Here is an 18002-nt window from a genome sequence, read left to right on the forward strand (position 1 = left end):
TTTTAAGTCTTTTATTGCGTTATTTTCGTAAGTATGTAATTGCGTGCAAGCCAATAACCTCTACTTATTGATTTACCAAGATTTGGCTGGTCTCTCCTAAATTCCCTCATGGTGATATCAGCCTTTATTGACCCTGCCTCCTTATCACTAATTACCTTAACACCTACGCCCTCATAACCCCTGATTAATAGGTACCTTCTTGCTAGGTCTAGCTCCCTAAGGCTTCGTTCCGTTATATACACCTCATTGTGCCTTACCCACTCAAAAGCGTAATCCTGATAAGCGTACAAGTTCGAGTCTATCAGTATCTTCAATCCCCTATATTCAATAAACCTCGGTTGTGTCTCCTCAGGCACTGCCCATATACAATCGGTGTCGCAGTCCTTAACCTCGGTATTGAGTCTTATTTTTACATTCAATCTCTTTAATTCATCAATATAATAATTAAGTAATTGCAAGAACTCCATTCTCTTCCAAGGATCAAGAAGCCAATTCAATTGACCACCGAGTCTATCCTCCTTCTCATAAAGTTCAACCTCAAGGCCCGCACTGGCTAATACCCTGGCCGCCTCAAGACCCATAACTCCACCACCAATAACTCTTACCTGACCTGTAACCCTGGGTAATGGAGGTAATATTTCCCAACCAAGCTCTGGATTAACATCGCACCTAACTTCCCTAGTCATGAAGCCTCTACAGCTCTGGTTACACCTTATGCAGGGCCTTATCGGTAGGCCCAGCTTAACCTTGATAGGCCAGTCAGGGTCTGCCAATAATTGGCGACCTATAACTACCACGTCAGCGGTATCGAGGACCTTCTCTGCATCGTCGAGTGTAACTACGGAGCCAACTAAGAACATGGGTATCCTTAAGCCCTCACGTACTATCCTGGCCTCCTCAATAAAGGCGGGTCTCTTGTAGTAAAACGGCATTGATGAACCAAGCGGTCCATCCCTACCAGCTGATATATGCACGTAACTAAGTAATGGCTCTACCTCCTTAACTATTTCATGAACCCTTTGGGGCGTTAGACCACTTGGGTCAAACTCCGTCGCACTTATCCTTAGGCCCACGGGTATGCTGACCGCGGTCCTAACGGCCTTTAACAACTCGCTTAGGAATACGACACCATTACCGTACTTATCACGCCTCTTATTCGTTGCCGGTGATAGGAATTGAGCCACCAGATATCCGTGAGCTCCATGTATCTCGATCCCATCAAAACCCGCCCTCTCGGCTCTCTTGGCAGCCTCTGCGAATTCATTAATCACCCTCTCAATGTCCTCCTCCGTCATTTCCCTAATATCCTCAAACAATGGTATTTTCGATGGTGCAATGGGTGTATTGCCCCATATTATGTTCCTCCTCGTCTTACGACCAGCATGTACAAGCTGAATGAATATCCTTGCGCCATTGCCATGCACAACACTAACCAACCTATTTAACTTAGGTATCAACTCATCACTGTAAATACCTAATTGATTAGGTGATCCCCTTGAGTCGATCCTATCTATGTACGTGTACTCGGTGATTATCAACCCAACGTGCCTAGCCCTCCGGGCTATGTACGCTATATACTCATCGGTTGGGTAACCATCAGGGGTTGCAAAGTTCGTAACCATCGGTGATAGTGCAATCCTATTTCTAATGGTAACACCGTCTATGTTCACAGGCTCAAACAAACGCACGGACCCTCGTTTAAATTCAGGCTTAAATAATGACTCCCGCTTTTTCATGAATTAAGAACCAAGTAACCATTAAGAGAACATGAGGTTACCAAGCCGGTTACACGACCGGTTACATGGAGACTTTTTATGCCTGAAACCGGGAAGGTAGCTCGATCAGTATGGAGCAGAGGTGGGTATACATCATCATGGGGATAGTAATAGGAGCAGTGGTGACTGCGATAATAATAGGTATGGTTAGCACACTGGGTAGCAGTTATTACTATTATCATAATGGTTATGTAAATAGTTATTATAATTTATATGGTGGTTATGGGTACTCCATATACCCAATAAATAAGTCGATAAGCATGTCCATGGAAGTGCCGAGCTACGCCCATGTTTATCCCCAAAATAATACTATAGTGTTTACAAGCACCCAGATAAACCTCGTGGTTTTAGCAATGATGGGTAATGATGCCGAGTCCATGTTTAACGCAACACCGCCACCCTATGTGCATGGGGATGTTTTCGTCATATATGGTTTAATAAACCCAACATTAGTCGTACCAGCAGGTGCAATTATCCATGTGACGTTTATAAATCTCGATGATGACATGTATCACAACTTCGTAGTGACCACGGTACCACCACCCTACCCATACTATGTCATGCCCTATATAGGCATGTACGGTGGTATGGGTCCACAAATGATGCTCTACATGAGGTGGCTACCACCAGCTAATTACGAGTCTGGCTATGCCTATGGATATCAATACGTAATAGCACTCAATGCCCCAGGTACTTACTGGTATCTATGCACATACCCCGGCCACGCTGAGGGTGGTATGTATGGAGAAATAATAGTGATTGGCAATGGTGACGGTCAGGTAATAGGTAATTACCAAAATCCATATGCTCCAGTTGGTTATCCAGGGATGAGACCGGGTATGATGGGGTGGTGAGCATGGTTGTGCTTTGTCCTTGGTGCATGGGTTGGTGGGGTTGGGGATGGGGGCCATGGTTTGGCTTTGGTTGGTGGATCTTTGGTGCATTGCTCTTCATACTGTTTATGGCGTTGTTAGTACTATTGATAGTTTGGTTGATTCGGTCATTAAGCCGTAGTGGTCATGAAAACATGGGTGGGCATGGCTCTCCACCCTGCCACCTAATTGGGACGGGGCATTAAATTAAACACCGCTCTTCTTTCTTAATTTAACCACATTCCTTCCCTTAACCTTAGAAACCTCCACAAGCCCCTTCTCCTCTAATCTACGTACTATTCTCCAAGCCCTAACCTTACTAAGCCCTAAGTCCCTCATTATTTGGTATTGAAAAACCTCACCACCCGCCTTAATTACGTACTCCAAAACCTCCCTCTCTTGGCTAGGCAGTAGTTTAAGTATGTCACTAATACCTGGTGTTTCTGCGGTGGCATCACCACCGGCATTGACCTTTGCAGTACCTGTGTTATTTATGCCGTAGTTTCTCAATATGGTTAGTGGGAGTATTAGGAGAACTGTACCTATAGCCATAAGCGTTACCGGTAGTATCAATGGGTAGTATATCATTGGTCCGCACATCATGCCCATACAGTGGTAATAACCCATGTAATTAACCATGGATAGTGCGGTGATGAGGAGTATTGCGGCTACGGCTAAAATGACTATGCCTAACACGAGGAGTGCAAGGTTTAGTCCGCTTATTCCAGCATGCATCTCTATTTAAAAGCGATTTTTAATTAAAAACCCTACTCGTTATAGGTTAGGTGTTCATTAAAAATTGTCTATATACAGGTACCTCATAAAATTATGAATCATGAAGAACCTATTTTAAACAGGTACTGTCACACTCCATGCGTATGGTCGAAGTTGGAGAAAAGGCACCTGACTTCGAACTTTTGGATACAGAGTTGAAACCTAGGAAGTTGAGTGAGTTCCTTGGTAAGAGGATTGTAGTGCTACTAACATTCCCAGCCGCATTCTCGTCGGTATGTACGAAAGAGCTTTGCACCTTTAGGGATAGGATGTCCATACTAAATAGTGCGAATGCCGAGGTAATAGCGATAAGCGTAGATTCACCATTTGCACTCAAGGCGTTTAAGGACGCGAATAGGCTTAATTTCACGTTACTTAGTGATTTCAATAAGGAGGTTATTACGAAGTACGGTGTAGTTCACGAGAACCTACTAGGCCTTAAGGGCGTTGCCAAGAGATCAGCCTTCATAATTGCTCCAGACGGCACCGTACTATACAAGTGGGTTAGTGATGACCCGCTCGTTGAGCCACCGTATGATGAGATAATAAAGCTTGTGAATGAATTCAATAAGAAATACCTCGGTTGATCAAGTCCATTGGGGGCGCACGTAATAAAATTAATAATTACGTGATTCATGGTATTTTTGTGATGATTGCATTACGTGATGTGTATAGGGCTAGGCGATTAATCGGCAGCCAACTTCCAAGGACACCGCTAATATACTCTAGGCAGTTGTCCAGGGAACTTGGGTTTGATGTGTATCTAAAGCTCGAGAATCTACAACCAACCGGAGCCTTTAAGGTTAGGGGTGGTCTCTACTATGCGTTGGTTAGGAAGGATGAGGCGCAGAAAAGGGGCTTGATCGCAGCGTCCACGGGCAATCACGCCCAGTCGGTGGCTTATGCCGGTAAGGTTATTGGGACTAGGGTGGTTATTGTGATGCCTAATGGCGTCTCCAGGGTTAAGGTCGAGGCTGTGAAGGATTTGGGTGCCGAGGTAATCTTCCACGGCAATGTCTTTGACGAGGCGCTTGATTATGCAAAGAAGCTTGCTGAGAAGGAGGGGATGCTATTTGTCCACAGTACCAACGAGCCGTTGCTTTACCATGGTGTAGGTACCATGCACCTGGAGGTTATTGAGGATTTACCCGATGTGGATGTTGTGATAAACCCAATAGGCGGTGGCTCCGGCGCGGCTAGTGCAGTGATTGTTTATAAATCGATAGATCCATCGATAGAGGTGGTTGGCGTGCAGGCCGAGGGTGCACCAAGCGTTTACTTATCGCTTAGAGAAGGTAGATTGGTGTCCACTGGTTATGCGAAGACCATAGCCGAGGGTTTAGCTACGGCGAGGGCTTATGAGCTACCCTTCGAGATATTGAGGGGTAGAATCAATGATGTGGTGTTGGTCAGCGATTATGAGATGCTCAGGGCAATTAAAGAATTACTCATCACTACAGGACAAGTCGCCGAACCTGCCGGTGCCGCAGCACTGGCTGCGGCAATGAAGTTGAGGGATAGGCTTATTGGTAAGAAGGCTGTGGTGATGGTGACTGGTGGCAACATCGATCCCGAGCTTCTTAAGAAAATAATTGAGGGGTATTGATCATGGTAGGCATAGTCGTGTTAGGTTTCGTGTCACCACTCCATAAGGATAAGGTACCTGTGGTTCGGGGTATTGATAAAATCATAACAAGTATTGACGAATTAAAAGATTTAAGTATCGGAGATTCCCTCGTGGTTGCGGTCATCCTATCTGGTGGAGTCAGTAGATTAGTTGGTGAGTTGGTGTCTGTGAATAGGGTGCGTAGGGTTGTCCTAGTTTCATACCCGGGGTTCAATAGTCTCGCTTCGGCACTCGATGCAAGGGCTCTCCTTAGGGATTTAGGTGTTGACTCGGGTATTCTCCATATAAACGATCTCGGCGAGCTTGGCGGAGCGCTTAGGGTTGCAAGGGCTATTGCCAGGGTGATTGGAGTCAAGGTTGCCTTGCTTGGTGTCGATAGGAAAAGCGACATTTCCTGGTCGTTTGAGGATAGGTTCGATTCCAAGGTCGACATTATTAACATGAGCGAATTCGAAAGACTCGTTGAGAATGCCGATGAAGGTATTGCCCAGGAATTCGTAAACCTCATCAAGGGTAGGGTTAAGTTCGAAATTGGCTCCGAGAGGTTACTTGAGGTCGGCAAGATATACGCTGCGATAAGGGGTCTATACGCTAGGTACGACGCAACTGCGATAAACTGCTTCCCATACCTGGTAGAGCATAGGGTCACGCCCTGTCTGGCCCTGGCCAGGTTGAATGAGGAGGGACTAATAGCGGCCTGCGAGGCGGATCTCAGGGCATTATTCTCGATGATGCTGACTAAGGAATTAACTGGCTATAGTGGTTGGATTGCGAATGTGAACCACGTCGAAGGCAGTACGGTAACCATGTCCCACTGTACCATAGCCCTAAACATGATTAGAAACCCGAGGGTATTGGCACATTTCGAGTCGGGTTATCCATATGGATTGACGGGGGAATTGATTTTCAACGAGGTGACGGGCATTTCGGTATCTAGCGACTTTAGGAGGATGGGTGTATTCACGGCGAAGGTTGTTAATTCTGGGTTAATGAGCAATAACATGTGCAGGACACAGGCGGTTCTGAATTTAGGCGTTGATGCATCTAGAGTGGTGAAGCTGGCGCCGTATAATCACCACGTTATTGTACCTGGAGACATAACTAGGGAGTTGGAGGTCATAGCCTCCGTATTGGGCATGGAATACGTAAGGTACAACTAATCAGCACTCGTTTTTCAACCCCTTTGGTGGTGTTACGCCCCTCTGCCCAAGGTAGCGGCCTACGTACTTGGCCTCGCCGATTGTCTTGACGAGGACTACGTGTAGGAACCTCATGCCGGGCCTAAGGACTATGTAGTTCCCGCTGTTATTTATGACCTCAATCGTGACGTTACCCTCAAAGCCCGCATCAATTATTGTCGGTGGCACGCTTAAACCATACCTGGCCAGTGTTGATCTTAGGTTGCAGAAGCCAACGACATCCCTCGGGAACCTCACGTACTCCATTGTCGTCAGTAACGCGAAGCTCCTTGGTGGTATGACTATCCTCCCGTCCTTAGCCTCGACAATACTAAAGAGGTGCCTAGCCGATTCAAGCTCGCAGGGATCTATGACTTGATTATCGAAGGCATATATTGCATACTCGGTACCAACCCTTAGGTCAAGCCCATTCTCCCTAACAATATCCTCACTAAACGGCTCAATTGAAAGCAAGCCCTCCCTAATGAACCTAAGTATCTCGTCGTGGGACAATACCGACATTTCATGTATGAACCGCAACAGCCCTATTTTATAATTACTAAGGTTAAGTAAATGTAATATGGTTAGTGATGTGCTTAGGTACTGCCGTGCATGCCGCGTCTCTTAACCACTCATCATTTGGGAAGCCATACCTGTTCCCATGGGTACTTACCCTTGTCCTTCTCGTTCCTAATCTCCTCCAGTTTCTTCAGCATTGACTTAAACTCTTCATAACTGATTTTCTTAAAGAGTGGCCTCACGTTAATCACCTTCGTGCCTGGCCTCGGTGGTTCGTAGGCGTCACTCCACCTTAAATTGCCGAAGCCAGCTATTGCCCATAGCTCCTCCATAGACCTGGGTATAATGGGCCATAACGCTATTGATAATGCCTTCACCATATGCAATGCGTTGGTTATTACCGCAGCAGCCTCGTCCTTGTTGGTCTTTATTAACTCCCAGGGCTGTCTCTCATTGAGGTACTTATTACCAACCCTCGCTATCTCCACGGTCTCGAGTAGGGCACCTCTAAGTTCTATCTTTTCATAGTGATCCTCGGCATTCTTAAAGTGCGCCAACGCCTCATCCCTATACCTAATGTCTACGTCCTTTAAGTCACCGCCAGGCACAACACCGTTGAACCTCGTGGCTATGAACGTGAGGACCCTGTGTATGAAGTTGCCAATCACGTCGTTCAGCACCGAATTTATTATCTCAAGGGCTTGGTGCCAGGTAAAACTAGTGTCTCTGCCCTCAGGCCTTTGGTATATGAGTACAAACCTCCAGTAATCAACCGGCATAAGGGCCAGTGCCTCGTCTATCCAAATACCGATCCTCTGGCTCTTCGAGAATTTCTTACCCTCGAAGAGTAGGTATTCCGTGGACGCGGTTGTGTATGGCATGACGTATGGGTCCCCACTCGCTATGAGCATTGCGGGAAGTAATATTACGTGGAATGGTATGTTGTCCTTACCCACGAAGAACACGACCCTAGAGTTTTCGTCAAGCCAGAATTTCTTCCATTCATCCTCACTGTTCTTATTCCTATGGTATTCTATGGTTGCTGATATATAGCCGAGAACTGCTTCGAACCATACGTATATTGTCTTGCCCTCGGCTCCAGGGAATGGTGCATCAATACCCCACTTATTATCCCTAGTTATTGCCCTTGGCTTCAAACCCTCCTTAAGCATTCCAAGGCTCATCTGCCTAGCATTCTCGGGCAGTGCGGTGTTACCCTCAACGTACTCCCTAACCTTACCCTCAAGCTTTGTTAGATCGAGGTACCAGTGCTTGGTCTTAACCCACGTAGGTTTAGAACCGCAGATTGCGCACCTCGGGTTTATCAGGAGCTTCGGTTCTAGCAACCTACCGCAGTTCTCGCATTGATCACCTCTTGCGTATGGGTAACCGCAGTATGGACATGTGCCTATTATGAACCTATCCGGCAGGTAAATCTTATCCTTAGGGCAGTAAGGCACCTCATCCTCCCTGGTGATTATGTAACCATTATTGTAGAGCTTCATGAAGAACCCCTTAACGAACTCCTTATGAACCGGTGATTCCGTCCTTGTGTAGTTATCGAAGCTTATTTCCCATAGCTCAAAGAGTCTCTTCACGATTTCATGCATCCTATCCGTCAACTCCTTAGGTTTAATACCGAGTTGTAATGCTTCAACCTCAATTGGTGTTCCATGCTCGTCAGAGCCTGATACAAAGATTACATCGTCACCCTTAAGCCTTAGGTATCTTGTGAAAACGTCGGCTGATAGTACTGAACCAATTAGGTTGCCTAGGTGTGGTACTGCGTAGATGTAGGGCCATGCAGACCCTATAACCCATCTCCTGGCATTTCCAGATGCATCACCCACGAACACGGTGCTAGGGGAGCATTTTAAATTTTTAGTACATTCTAATTTTAATATTATCGCGCTACTCAACCTTTATCTCGAAGCCCTTCTTGCCTGTGCTCTTTTTCTTGAGCTCCACGGTCAGTACGCCGTTCCTATACGTGGCCTTTGACTGCGATGGATCAACCTCCGTAGGTAAATCAACCTCCTTATAGTACCTCCTGTCAGTATCCCTGGCACTTATTATTAGCTTCTTACCATCCTCACTAACCCTTATGTTTATTTTATCCTTATCAACACCTGGCATGTCCATTATAACCTTAACCGAGTCCTCCTCCTCAATAACATCGGTTAGTGGCTCAATATCCTCCTCAATAATAGGCCTCTCACCCTTCGGCCTAACATTACCAAACTCCTTAATCCTGGGCTTACCATCAGGTCCTATTGATATTTCAAAGCCGTAATAATAATACCTAGGTTTAGCCCTACCCTTACCACCTTCCTCTTCCTCGGGTGTAACGCCGCGCATCATTCTATCTATTTCCTCCTCCATCTCCCTCTCCAGCTCCTCAAAATATTTCTGGATTCTCTTGAACCAATTATCTATATCCTCAAACCACGACATAATCGATGTATAAGAGTGTCAATACTTAAAAACCTTCCTTCCCTCACTGCTCCTCTAACTCGACCTCTGCCTTTTCGCTGGCACCAGCCTTCATTTTCTTAATCATCCTGGTTATCTCGCCAGCTACCTTATTACGTATAGACTTACTAGGTATGTCCGCTAACTCGGCAACAACCTTCTTATTACTCTCAAAATTCTCACTAAATCTATCTGGATAAGTCTCGAGCAACCTCCTAGCCAAACTCTTTACATACCTAGGCCTTACCTTACCCATTGCGATACCTCACCGTTACGTTTGGTGGCATCTTAAGGCTATTAAAGTTTTGCGTGGGTTAGCCTGTCGAAAATGGCTCATTAATTTAAAATTCATGCATGGTTACAGTTCGAAAAATCATGTAATAGGCTTAATGAGAAATAATCTGCCTATGATGAAAAACGTAATGGATAACCATGCCGTAACCACATGAATTTCGCACAGCGTAGTAAAAATTCCATAAGAATAATAATTTTATAGGCGACTCTAGGGATGCTTCACTGTGAATATTAGGATAAGTATTACGGAACCAATAATAAGGACTTGGTACTTCCTAACAGGATTTGCTGGCATAGGTATGGTGGGCTACCTAACCGTTCAGCATCTCGTGAATGCGCTTAATTGCCGTAGGGTTGGCTTCATAGAGATGCCCAAAGAGCCTCCCTTCAGCGCCTATGTTGTTAATACAAATATTTTATCAACACCCGGCGAGATTTATCACTGCCCAGACCCTGGCTTCACGATATCAGTCATTCATTGGGATGGGGATTTCATGACGAGATACGCCCATGACGTTGTAAGGACCATTGCCCATTGGGTTTACATTAATGGTTTTAGGGAAGCCATACTCTTCGGTGGTCTTGATAATAGGTTGAGGAGTGATGGTAATGATTTGTTGAGGGTTACGGTAACCAGCGCATATAGGGATAAATTCTCATTGAGTGGTGTTAGGCTTATGGAGTTGAACTACGCGATGGTAGGACCGTTAGCCCTGCTCATGAATGAATTCGAAAGATTGAACGTACCAGCAATAGCAATATTGCCCTACGCGGAGCCGTTCCGTGCTGATCCGAATGCGGCTATTGTTGCAATACAGTTCCTGAAGGAATTAACTGGTGTGGAGATTGATGTTAGTAGGTTAAGGGAGTTAGCCGATATGATTGATAAGGAGCTTAAGGAGCTACAGGAGAGAGCCAAAAGAAGGGAGGGGCCTCCACATTATATTTAATGGCTGCACTGATGATGAAGTTACGCATTAGCATTTAATATTCTCCACAACATTGATTACCCAGGTCATCAATGAGTATAATTCGTCCTTAGAGCTTGCCCTGAGGATAACCGAGCTTTTCAGGGGACCCAGTCTATCGATAATACTTTTTATACGTGACTCACAATCACCTATTGTTATGATTATTAAATCCGTGAATCCGCGCTGCACCAATACATCTAAGTATCTGCGCAATAAGTAAAGCGAGTAGGAGCGTAAGTACCTTGGTATGGGTTGGGGGTACTCATGCTGTGAAAGTGGGTATATCTCACTTATTTCGTAGGGTATTGGGCCAAGTACGGGGTTATTAATCACAACATGGACCTTACTTAGCAAATTCCTCGCTGACAATTCATTTAGTAACCAGGAAATGAGGAAATCACGCGCATAGGGTCTATCTAGGTATTCGCCAGGCAATACTATCGCCACACAGCCTCTTGGTGGTTCATAATTATTGAATAATCGCTCCACATGTCTAACCACCTCAGGTCTGCCGAGGGACTCCATGGATGTTATGTGCATGGCCCTTACACGACCTGACTCGTCCGGGATAACGTTTAATAGAGCCTTCAGCCCCTTCCTCAATGCTAACAGGGCTGATTTTACCCTCGCATCACCACCTGCCTTCTCCTCTAGGTACTCCCAAAGTGTGCCCTCCCTAATCCTAGCCTTTATTTCCTGTAATTCCTCCCATAAAACATGTAAATTGTGAAGGGCTATTAGCCTTTCACGTTCGGGCTTGCTCATACTCATTAACTCCTTAACCGAGTACCTCCTACACACTGGGCAATTACACGGTATCCTATCGACCCTAAGCTCACTTAACCTAACGGTCCTATCCCTGAGGATTATCCTATCATCACGTGCATAGAGGACATAACTGGCTGAGTCGAAGAGATCCACACCCATGGCTACCGCGAAGGGTAGTATCAATGGGTGACCCGCACCAAATAGGTGAATGGGTTTGCCTGGAGGTAACCTAGCCTTAACCGTAGCAACCATCCTAATTACCGTTGAGAAATCATACTCCTCAAGGAGTGTTGTGGGACTTCCTACCGCGTAAATATCGAAATCCAACTCACCCATTTTACTTGCTGAATAACTTAATATATCGAATTTATCGCCGCCCTGTACTGGCCCGACAATGAGCATTCTATGTTCAGGATCCCAGAGCTTGAGTTTTGTGAGTGCAGAACGAGCCCTCCTCAGCGTCTCCTCAATCTCGAGAAAAACAGCATCCTTAGGCCTGCCCCACTGTGTTGGTATGTCAAGTATTACGCCGATGTCCGTCCCAATATCAACCTCATACCTGAGGATCTCGCTGGGGCTGACATCAACTTTACCATACATTAATAATTGATAAGCACCTGAATCCGTCATTATTGGTCCATCCCAATTAAGGAACCTATGGATTCCGATATCCTTAACTAAATCGCCATAATGCCTCTTGAGTAGGTAAGCATTGGTTATTACCTGGTTAAAACCAACATTCTTTATTTCACCCAATGGTAAGACCTGCTTTATGGGATTGATTACGGGAAATAACGCTGGAGTCTCTATAACACCTGCCTTGGTAATTAACCTGCCAATCCTCCCTGCTAAGTCCTTATCCAAGATCTCGAAGGTCATGTTAATGACTCCCCTTTATAGTTAAGGGATTACATCACGCCTTTCTTTTCGTCATGAACTCATCAAATAACTCCTTAACACGCTTAGCAAGTGGTCCTGAACCTTCGATGCCTGCCGTTGTTACTTTGACATTACCAACCTGGACAACGTTTGCCTCCTCAATGTACTTAACCATTCCAGGGAAGTACCTATCTATGTACCTGGCGAACTCCCTGAGATCCACGAACTCCTGAATTAGGACAACGTCGATTATTGCGTGACTCATTATTAAGACCCTAGAGAACCTCTCATTCTTGTCATTAACGGCATCGACGAGCATCAGGTTTAATGAGTTATCGATACCAACAAGGGTGCCCCTATACGTAACACCACTGTTCGTGGTTACTCGAACCTCCTTATTCACCATATTCAGTAACTCCGCATTGAACCTCCTGGCTGCATCAGCGAGTAATGACATAACCGCTCTAGAGATGGTGCCAGAAAACCTTTTTAGCATTTTTCCCTTCTGCGTGAGTCGATGGAGTTAAGTGGTGATTTTAAGGTAGTTAATGTTAAGGAGACAGGTTATAAGGGTATTGTTAGGCTTGAGATGGAGAGTGGTTCTGGTCTATCGTTAGCCCTCGAGTATCCTAGGGATGCAGTTGGTGTTAATATTAGGCAGGGAGATGGTGTTAAGGTTAGCATTAGTAGTAATAAGGACCCAAATTATGCCTCCAACTGGGATGTGTATATGAACGGTGTTGTTTACCATGTTAGTGAGGGATTAGTTAAGATATCGATTGGTGGTTTGATACTGGATGTTAATAATTTCAGGAATGAGGTTAAGGTTGGCGAGAAGGTTTACGTTGGGTTAAAGTTAATAAAGTAGAGTGAAAGTTTTAGTAAACACACTCACTCCATAGTATTTTAATAAGTCCTGATAACTATAGCATATAAACACTTGGCTTATTAATTCGTAAGGCGTACCAATTATGCCATGAAATGCCCATATTGCGGAAGCCCATTGGTTATTGAAAGAGATGGCCAATATGTGTGTACAAGTTGTGGAACTGTCCTTGGTTCTGTATACGTTTACGATACGTATACACAATCAATAGGAAAACTAGATGATGAAGAAATAGATCTAACACCAATATGGAAATCCGTGGAGAAAGTCGTTAAGAAGGACATCAGCGGAAAGCTTAACTTCTATAGAAGATTAAGAATAATAAATAATAGGCTCAGGAGGAGTCGTGAAACCTACTCGATACACAGGGCTTTTGAGTGCATGGAGTTCATAGCTAAGTCGCTCGGTATTAATGAGGAATATGTTAATGAGGCGAAGATCATCTTTCGTAAAATAATGAGCTCCGGCAATGTCGATGCTACCTATTACCAAATGGCCGTGGCCTCAATGCTCTACGTAATTCTAACACATAATTTGCCCGTGAGCACTAAGTTGGTTATTAATGTCTGTAAGTCAAGGGGTCATAAACTAAATACTGAATCAATAAGGGAAGCCCTATTAGCAATGGGAGCTAAGTATAGTGTGAGGGATAGAATATTATCTCACGTGAGACTAGGCCTAGCCAAGCTTCTTGGGGACTCCTGGGTAACGCTATACCCACAGGCTGAAAACTTCCTCAATAACCTAAAGAAATCCTTCATTCAATCAAAAAGTCCTGTGAACTTAGCGGCTCTAATTGTTTATTGTGTAAGTAGGAGGCAGGGTTATGAGTTTAGCATTGATGATGTGGCTAAAGTAATGCATGTAAGTCCATTCACGTTAAAGGATTATGTTAATAAATTATGTCCGTTAGAGCATGCTCATAGAAGAACATAGGCCCCTTTTATATCGTGTTGAGGCCCTTATTTCGGTATAAATGTCTAAACAGGTTGATGGCACTGTAACCCGGGAGACTTTAATGGCAAGATTAATAATAGCGCATCAAATTCTCAATTGCCTATCCTGTAAACAATTGGATACCTGCACCCTGACAAAATCTCTCACTGAAATGGCATTGAGGGGGTCTCTGGATCCTGATGCTGTCGAGTCTATGAATTCCTGTGGTACGATAAGTGTTAGAGAAATAATAAACCTAATACGTAGAGCAGGCTCCAATGATTTTACGAATAAACTCCTCATAACGCTAATGAGGAGGATGTCCCGTAAAGTAACTGGATTATACTCATTTAAGGAGGGTTCGATAGTTAATGTTGGTGATTTCCTACTTATTATTGATAATGAAGGTTCTAAAACCACTTCGACTACTTTTTCATTATCGTATGAACTAAAGGTGTCAGATAATGGATGTGCAGTAATTGTTAATAGGTTTAACAATAATTATCTAGATTACTTATTAGGTTTAGTGAGTAAAGTTGTTCCTGATAATGAGTATTCTATTTACTCATTATTGTCATCAAGGGAAAAGTTTCTATCGTTATTCATAAATGATGAAAGAGTTGCTTCATCACTATTACTTACAAGCTTTGGATTAGGCGACTTAACACCTTTCCTTCTTGATCAGGATATTGAGGATATATACATAACCCAAGACTTCATGTACATAAATCACGTTAAGTATGGCAATTGCAAAGTATTGAATACAAACCCCCAATTACTGGCTAAACAGTTACTAAAGCTCGCCAACATTAGTGGCGTTAGGGTCTCTGTAGATAATCCTAGCGGTAAATTCTCATTCAATATTGGCAGTAGGAGAGTTAGGGTGGTAATTGATAGATGGCCCCTTGTTGAGGGCATAGCCGTCCATATAAGGCTCCATAAAAAACCATTTACAATCAGCGATTTAGTCGCATTAGGCACCATAGATTCTCTAAATGCCAGCAAACTAGTTTTAGCGGCACGTAACGGTTACGGCATCCTCATAATGGGTCCCCCATCGAGTGGAAAAACGACACTCCTTAATGCTATTGATATGACAATACCCCTTCAGTTAAGGAGGATATACGTGGATGAGGTTGATGAATCCCTGGAATTACCTGCGCCCAGTGTTAAGGTTAAGTCATTAATGGGTAAGGTTGAGGAGGTCCTAAAGTCGCTGCATAGGGGTTATGGCATATTAATAATTGGCGAGTTGAGGGAAAGGGAGCACTTTGAGGCCTTTGTTCATGGTGCCAATGCAGGTCTTCAAGTGTTGGCAACAACCCATGCAAACGATGTTCAATCCCTACTAGACAGACTAAGGGTTTTTCACCTTAATGATGTGATAGACCTGGGTAAATACGTATTGATTACCATGGAAAAGATGAGTAGTGTGCGCAGGGTTAAGTCAATAATATATCCACAAGGCTTCAATCCAGACCCGGAACAAGTAAGTGCCATTTCCACTATTATCATTAAGTTAGGTAAGATTAAGGACTATGTTAGTTATACCATGCAATTAAACAAGCTCATCAATGAACCCCCTGGTGATCAAAATGAGCATTAATGAGTACCTGCTAGGTAATGCACGGGCTAAGGCTCAGGAGGTATTCGACTCATTTGAAAGGACATTAACTATAATGACGGGCATAGTGTCAATAGGCCCCATAGTGTTGTTCGTATTATCCGTCCTTATAGACCCGTACCTATCATTATTACTACCCATCTTTGTAACAATAACTGCACTAGTAATTAGGAGGTTGTTTATGAATTTCAGGAAGAAATTAAATAATGAGTTATTAAAGGCCATGGGGTATAATGAAAGCTTCATAAATAGCATCCTCACCGGTGAGGGTTCCATATTAGTAAATATTCTGGGTACCGATGATCTACGTAAGTGGTTTTATGTGCTTAGGGCGTTGAATGACAAAGGCCATGATCTCCTCGACTCACTACTTTCTAAGGAATTACAGGGAGAACTATCTAATAATGAAGTGGATCTCGCTAGGTACTTACTGGCGATTCGATTCTCGAGCGATAAATTAACCATGAGCGCATTGAACAGGGGTTTGAGGATAATAATGTTTGGTTATTACGTATTACTATTTTCAATACCTGCCGTTGCCAAAGCCCTTCAATTCCTAGGAATACACTGGAACCCCATCTTCATCCTGGCAATACAATTGCTAATATCAATAACATTACTATCTTTCCTAAGAATCGTCAAGAGGGAATTTGATATTAATGCAAATATATTAATGTTTTTTATTGCATTTATTTTAAGTATTTTAATGGATGTTATATTATTAATCAAGTGATGAACCTGACTTACTCTCCTCCTCACCGCCCTCCTTTTTCTCCTCACCCTTACCAGTCTCAAGCTTGCTTGCCGCTATTATCTCATCAATGCGCAGCACCATTGTTGCAGCCTCTACGGCAGCCTTTAATGCCTGTAACTTAACAGTTAATGGTTCGATTACATCGATCGTCCACATGTCCGAAACCTTGCCCGTGAAGGCGTTTATACCGTACTTCCACCCATCCTCCTTGCTTTCATGTATGTGCCTCAGCTCGGTCAATACATCAACAGCATCAAGACCTGCATTTTCAGCCAACGTCTTTGGTATTACCTCAACAGCATTTGCAAATGCTTCAACGGCGTATTGCTCCCTACCACCGACCTTGGCTGCGAATTGCCTAACAACCTTGGCAACCTCCATCTCTGGGGCACCACCACCAGGTAGTACGTATGGCTCCTCAATAACGTCAGATACAACGCTGAGCGCATCGGTTAGGTTCCTCTCGGCTTCGTCCACGAGTCTCTCGAAGCCGCCCCTAATTAATATGCTAACTGCCCTTGGGTTCTTGCACTGCTCAACAAACACCATCTTCTCATCCCCAACCCTCCTCTCCTCAACAAGCCCTGCAAAGCCTAGGTCAGCCTCTGTCATGTCCTCTATGTTAGTAACCAACCTACCGCCAGTTGCCCTAACCAACTTCTCGATATCGCTCCTCTTAACCCTCCTAACAGCCAGTATGCCTGCCTTAGCTAGGTAGTACTGGGCCATATCATCAATACCCTTGGTTGTGAATACCGCAGTCACGCCAAGGGCCTTAAACTTATCCACGTAAGACTTCAATATGTTCTCCTCCTCCTCAAGGAATGCCCTTATTTGATTGGGGTCGTTAATCCTAATCTCAGCATCTATCTCCGGCTTCTCAACCTCGAGTGGTGCATCGAGTAAGGCGATCTTAGCGTTGACGACTCTCTTCGGCATTGCAGCATGTACAACCTCTTTATCAACAACTATACCATATACTAATTGCGTATCCTCAAGGGCACCACCATGCTTCTTAACAATCTGGACATTGTCCAGATCGGCGATCCACTCACCATTCCTATTCTCAGCAACCTGCAACATTGCCTTAACAGCTAGTTCTGCGAAGTAGTCCTTAACCGTCTCGCTAATCTTGCCGTGCATTGCTGTTGCGGCTATCTTCTTTAGCATGTTAACATCATCCCTCTGTACAGGTACTGCTATCTTCCTAAGATGCTCCGTTGCGACATCAAGGGCTCTCTTAAAGCCTGACACTATGACTGTGGGGTGTATGTTCTTATCAAGCAGTTTCTCCGCCTCCTCCAGTAATGCTCCGGATAATATCACGGCCGTTGTTGTACCATCGCCAACCTCATCATCCTGCGTCTTGGCAATTTCTACGAGCAATTTACCGATGGGATGCTGCACATCCATTTCATCGAGTATTGTGGCTCCATCATTTGTTATTGTTATGTCGCCAAGGCTATCAATGAGCATCTTATCCATACCCTTGGGGCCAAGGGTTGATTTCATAACCTCTGACACGGCCTTTGCAACCATTATGTTTATCCTCATTGCCTCCTTACCAAAGGCCCTTTGGGTTCCTTCCTTAAGCACGAGAACTGGAACACCGCCTATCTGGGCCAGATACGCCTGTGTACCGCTACTCATCGGAGGGTCCGTAAATCACTTCT

The 18002-nt window shown here is 44.4% G+C and carries 19 protein-coding genes; 10 read left to right on the plus strand and 9 right to left on the minus strand.

Going from position 1 to position 18002, the window contains the following annotated elements:
- Positions 1-11 precede the first annotated feature (11 nt).
- Positions 12-1688, minus strand: a complete 1677-nt coding sequence (locus tag B7L70_RS00340) for an NAD(P)-binding protein (RefSeq protein ID WP_238376008.1) — start codon at positions 1686-1688, stop codon at positions 12-14.
- Positions 1689-1846: 158 nt separating this feature from the next.
- Here B7L70_RS00340 and B7L70_RS00345 point away from each other — a divergent pair, with 158 nt between their 5' ends.
- Together B7L70_RS00345 and B7L70_RS00350 are read left to right on the plus strand one after the other, a co-directional pair.
- The gene (locus B7L70_RS00345; RefSeq protein WP_081225909.1) at positions 1847-2629 is read left to right on the plus strand and encodes a plastocyanin/azurin family copper-binding protein; all 783 of its coding nucleotides are present in this window, start codon (positions 1847-1849) and stop codon (positions 2627-2629) included.
- A 2-nt stretch (positions 2630-2631) separates the two neighbouring features.
- Complete coding sequence (locus tag B7L70_RS00350; protein ID WP_081225952.1) at positions 2632-2853, plus strand: hypothetical protein; 222 nt, start codon at positions 2632-2634, stop codon at positions 2851-2853.
- Between the two features lies 1 nt (position 2854).
- Here the strand turns inward: B7L70_RS00350 and B7L70_RS00355 are convergent, their stop codons facing one another.
- Positions 2855-3382, minus strand: coding sequence for a MarR family transcriptional regulator (locus tag B7L70_RS00355; RefSeq protein WP_081225910.1), 528 nt, complete (start codon positions 3380-3382; stop codon positions 2855-2857).
- A gap of 143 nt (positions 3383-3525) precedes the next feature.
- On the opposite strand from B7L70_RS00355, the gene B7L70_RS00360 reads away from it, so the two are divergent.
- The 3 genes from B7L70_RS00360 (at position 3526) to B7L70_RS00370 (ending at position 6208) form a co-directional block, all read left to right on the plus strand.
- The gene (locus tag B7L70_RS00360) at positions 3526-4008 is read left to right on the plus strand and encodes a peroxiredoxin (RefSeq protein WP_081225911.1); all 483 of its coding nucleotides are present in this window, start codon (positions 3526-3528) and stop codon (positions 4006-4008) included.
- A gap of 62 nt (positions 4009-4070) precedes the next feature.
- Positions 4071-5027 carry a threonine/serine dehydratase gene (locus B7L70_RS00365; RefSeq protein WP_081225912.1) on the plus strand — a complete coding sequence of 319 codons (957 nt, stop codon included), beginning with the start codon at positions 4071-4073 and terminating at the stop codon, positions 5025-5027.
- 2 nt (positions 5028-5029) lie between these two features.
- Positions 5030-6208, plus strand: a complete 1179-nt coding sequence (locus tag B7L70_RS00370; protein ID WP_081225913.1) for a fucose isomerase — start codon at positions 5030-5032, stop codon at positions 6206-6208.
- Here B7L70_RS00370 and dcd read toward each other — a convergent pair whose 3' ends face one another.
- The 4 genes from dcd to B7L70_RS00390 all read right to left on the minus strand — a co-directional run bounded on the left by dcd (position 6209) and on the right by B7L70_RS00390 (position 9473).
- On the minus strand, positions 6209-6748 hold the full coding sequence (dcd, locus tag B7L70_RS00375) for a dCTP deaminase (protein ID WP_081225914.1): 540 nt from the start codon (positions 6746-6748) through the stop codon (positions 6209-6211).
- A 113-nt stretch (positions 6749-6861) separates the two neighbouring features.
- Positions 6862-8595, minus strand: coding sequence for a methionine--tRNA ligase (metG, locus tag B7L70_RS00380; RefSeq protein ID WP_081225915.1), 1734 nt, complete (start codon positions 8593-8595; stop codon positions 6862-6864).
- Positions 8596-8656: 61 nt separating this feature from the next.
- Positions 8657-9199, minus strand: coding sequence for an archaeal heat shock protein Hsp20 (hsp20, locus tag B7L70_RS00385; protein WP_081225916.1), 543 nt, complete (start codon positions 9197-9199; stop codon positions 8657-8659).
- A gap of 43 nt (positions 9200-9242) precedes the next feature.
- Positions 9243-9473 carry a 30S ribosomal protein S17e gene (locus tag B7L70_RS00390; protein ID WP_081225917.1) on the minus strand — a complete coding sequence of 77 codons (231 nt, stop codon included), beginning with the start codon at positions 9471-9473 and terminating at the stop codon, positions 9243-9245.
- 262 nt (positions 9474-9735) lie between these two features.
- Between B7L70_RS00390 and B7L70_RS00395 the strand changes: the two genes are divergently transcribed.
- Entirely contained in the window at positions 9736-10461 is a 726-nt protein-coding gene (locus tag B7L70_RS00395; protein WP_081225918.1) for a proteasome assembly chaperone family protein, read from the plus strand.
- Positions 10462-10488: 27 nt separating this feature from the next.
- On the opposite strand, the gene tgtA is transcribed toward B7L70_RS00395, so the two are convergent.
- Both tgtA and B7L70_RS00405 read right to left on the minus strand, forming a co-directional pair.
- Positions 10489-12129 (minus strand): tRNA guanosine(15) transglycosylase TgtA, encoded by a 1641-nt coding sequence (gene tgtA, locus B7L70_RS00400; protein ID WP_081225919.1) that lies wholly within the window; start codon positions 12127-12129, stop codon positions 10489-10491.
- A 34-nt stretch (positions 12130-12163) separates the two neighbouring features.
- Complete coding sequence (locus tag B7L70_RS00405; RefSeq protein ID WP_081225920.1) at positions 12164-12586, minus strand: Lsm family RNA-binding protein; 423 nt, start codon at positions 12584-12586, stop codon at positions 12164-12166.
- Between the two features lie 60 nt (positions 12587-12646).
- Between B7L70_RS00405 and B7L70_RS00410 the strand changes: the two genes are divergently transcribed.
- From B7L70_RS00410 to B7L70_RS00425, 4 genes are all read left to right on the plus strand, one after another.
- Positions 12647-12997 (plus strand): hypothetical protein, encoded by a 351-nt coding sequence (locus B7L70_RS00410; protein ID WP_081225921.1) that lies wholly within the window; start codon positions 12647-12649, stop codon positions 12995-12997.
- A gap of 108 nt (positions 12998-13105) precedes the next feature.
- Positions 13106-13951 carry a TFIIB-type zinc ribbon-containing protein gene (locus B7L70_RS00415; RefSeq protein WP_081225922.1) on the plus strand — a complete coding sequence of 282 codons (846 nt, stop codon included), beginning with the start codon at positions 13106-13108 and terminating at the stop codon, positions 13949-13951.
- 82 nt (positions 13952-14033) lie between these two features.
- A complete protein-coding gene (locus tag B7L70_RS00420) occupies positions 14034-15557 on the plus strand; it encodes an ATPase, T2SS/T4P/T4SS family (RefSeq protein ID WP_238376009.1) in 1524 nt (507 codons plus the stop codon).
- Positions 15547-16308, plus strand: a complete 762-nt coding sequence (locus tag B7L70_RS00425) for a hypothetical protein (protein ID WP_081225924.1) — start codon at positions 15547-15549, stop codon at positions 16306-16308. Before B7L70_RS00420 ends, B7L70_RS00425 begins: the two co-directional genes overlap by 11 nt.
- Here the strand turns inward: B7L70_RS00425 and thsB are convergent.
- Positions 16297-17979 carry a thermosome subunit beta gene (gene thsB, locus B7L70_RS00430; RefSeq protein WP_081225925.1) on the minus strand — a complete coding sequence of 561 codons (1683 nt, stop codon included), beginning with the start codon at positions 17977-17979 and terminating at the stop codon, positions 16297-16299. The genes B7L70_RS00425 and thsB overlap by 12 nt on opposite strands.
- Positions 17980-18002 lie beyond the last annotated feature (23 nt).

It is taken from the genome of Vulcanisaeta sp. EB80, assembly GCF_002078205.2.

Coding starts and splice junctions, on each gene's coding strand:
- B7L70_RS00410 (WP_081225921.1), top strand. CDS start 12,647: ATGGAGTTAAGTGGTGATTTTAAGGTAGTTAATGTTAAGGAGACAGGT.
- hsp20 (WP_081225916.1), bottom strand. CDS start 9,199: ATGTCGTGGTTTGAGGATATAGATAATTGGTTCAAGAGAATCCAGAAA.
- B7L70_RS00390 (WP_081225917.1), bottom strand. CDS start 9,473: ATGGGTAAGGTAAGGCCTAGGTATGTAAAGAGTTTGGCTAGGAGGTTG.
- B7L70_RS00365 (WP_081225912.1), top strand. CDS start 4,071: ATGATTGCATTACGTGATGTGTATAGGGCTAGGCGATTAATCGGCAGC.
- B7L70_RS00360 (WP_081225911.1), top strand. CDS start 3,526: ATGGTCGAAGTTGGAGAAAAGGCACCTGACTTCGAACTTTTGGATACA.
- B7L70_RS00420 (WP_238376009.1), top strand. CDS start 14,034: ATGGCAAGATTAATAATAGCGCATCAAATTCTCAATTGCCTATCCTGT.
- B7L70_RS00370 (WP_081225913.1), top strand. CDS start 5,030: ATGGTAGGCATAGTCGTGTTAGGTTTCGTGTCACCACTCCATAAGGAT.
- B7L70_RS00415 (WP_081225922.1), top strand. CDS start 13,106: ATGAAATGCCCATATTGCGGAAGCCCATTGGTTATTGAAAGAGATGGC.
- thsB (WP_081225925.1), bottom strand. CDS start 17,979: ATGAGTAGCGGTACACAGGCGTATCTGGCCCAGATAGGCGGTGTTCCA.
- B7L70_RS00345 (WP_081225909.1), top strand. CDS start 1,847: ATGGAGCAGAGGTGGGTATACATCATCATGGGGATAGTAATAGGAGCA.
- B7L70_RS00425 (WP_081225924.1), top strand. CDS start 15,547: ATGAGCATTAATGAGTACCTGCTAGGTAATGCACGGGCTAAGGCTCAG.
- B7L70_RS00355 (WP_081225910.1), bottom strand. CDS start 3,382: ATGCATGCTGGAATAAGCGGACTAAACCTTGCACTCCTCGTGTTAGGC.
- B7L70_RS00350 (WP_081225952.1), top strand. CDS start 2,632: ATGGTTGTGCTTTGTCCTTGGTGCATGGGTTGGTGGGGTTGGGGATGG.
- dcd (WP_081225914.1), bottom strand. CDS start 6,748: ATGTCGGTATTGTCCCACGACGAGATACTTAGGTTCATTAGGGAGGGC.
- tgtA (WP_081225919.1), bottom strand. CDS start 12,129: ATGACCTTCGAGATCTTGGATAAGGACTTAGCAGGGAGGATTGGCAGG.
- B7L70_RS00405 (WP_081225920.1), bottom strand. CDS start 12,586: ATGTCATTACTCGCTGATGCAGCCAGGAGGTTCAATGCGGAGTTACTG.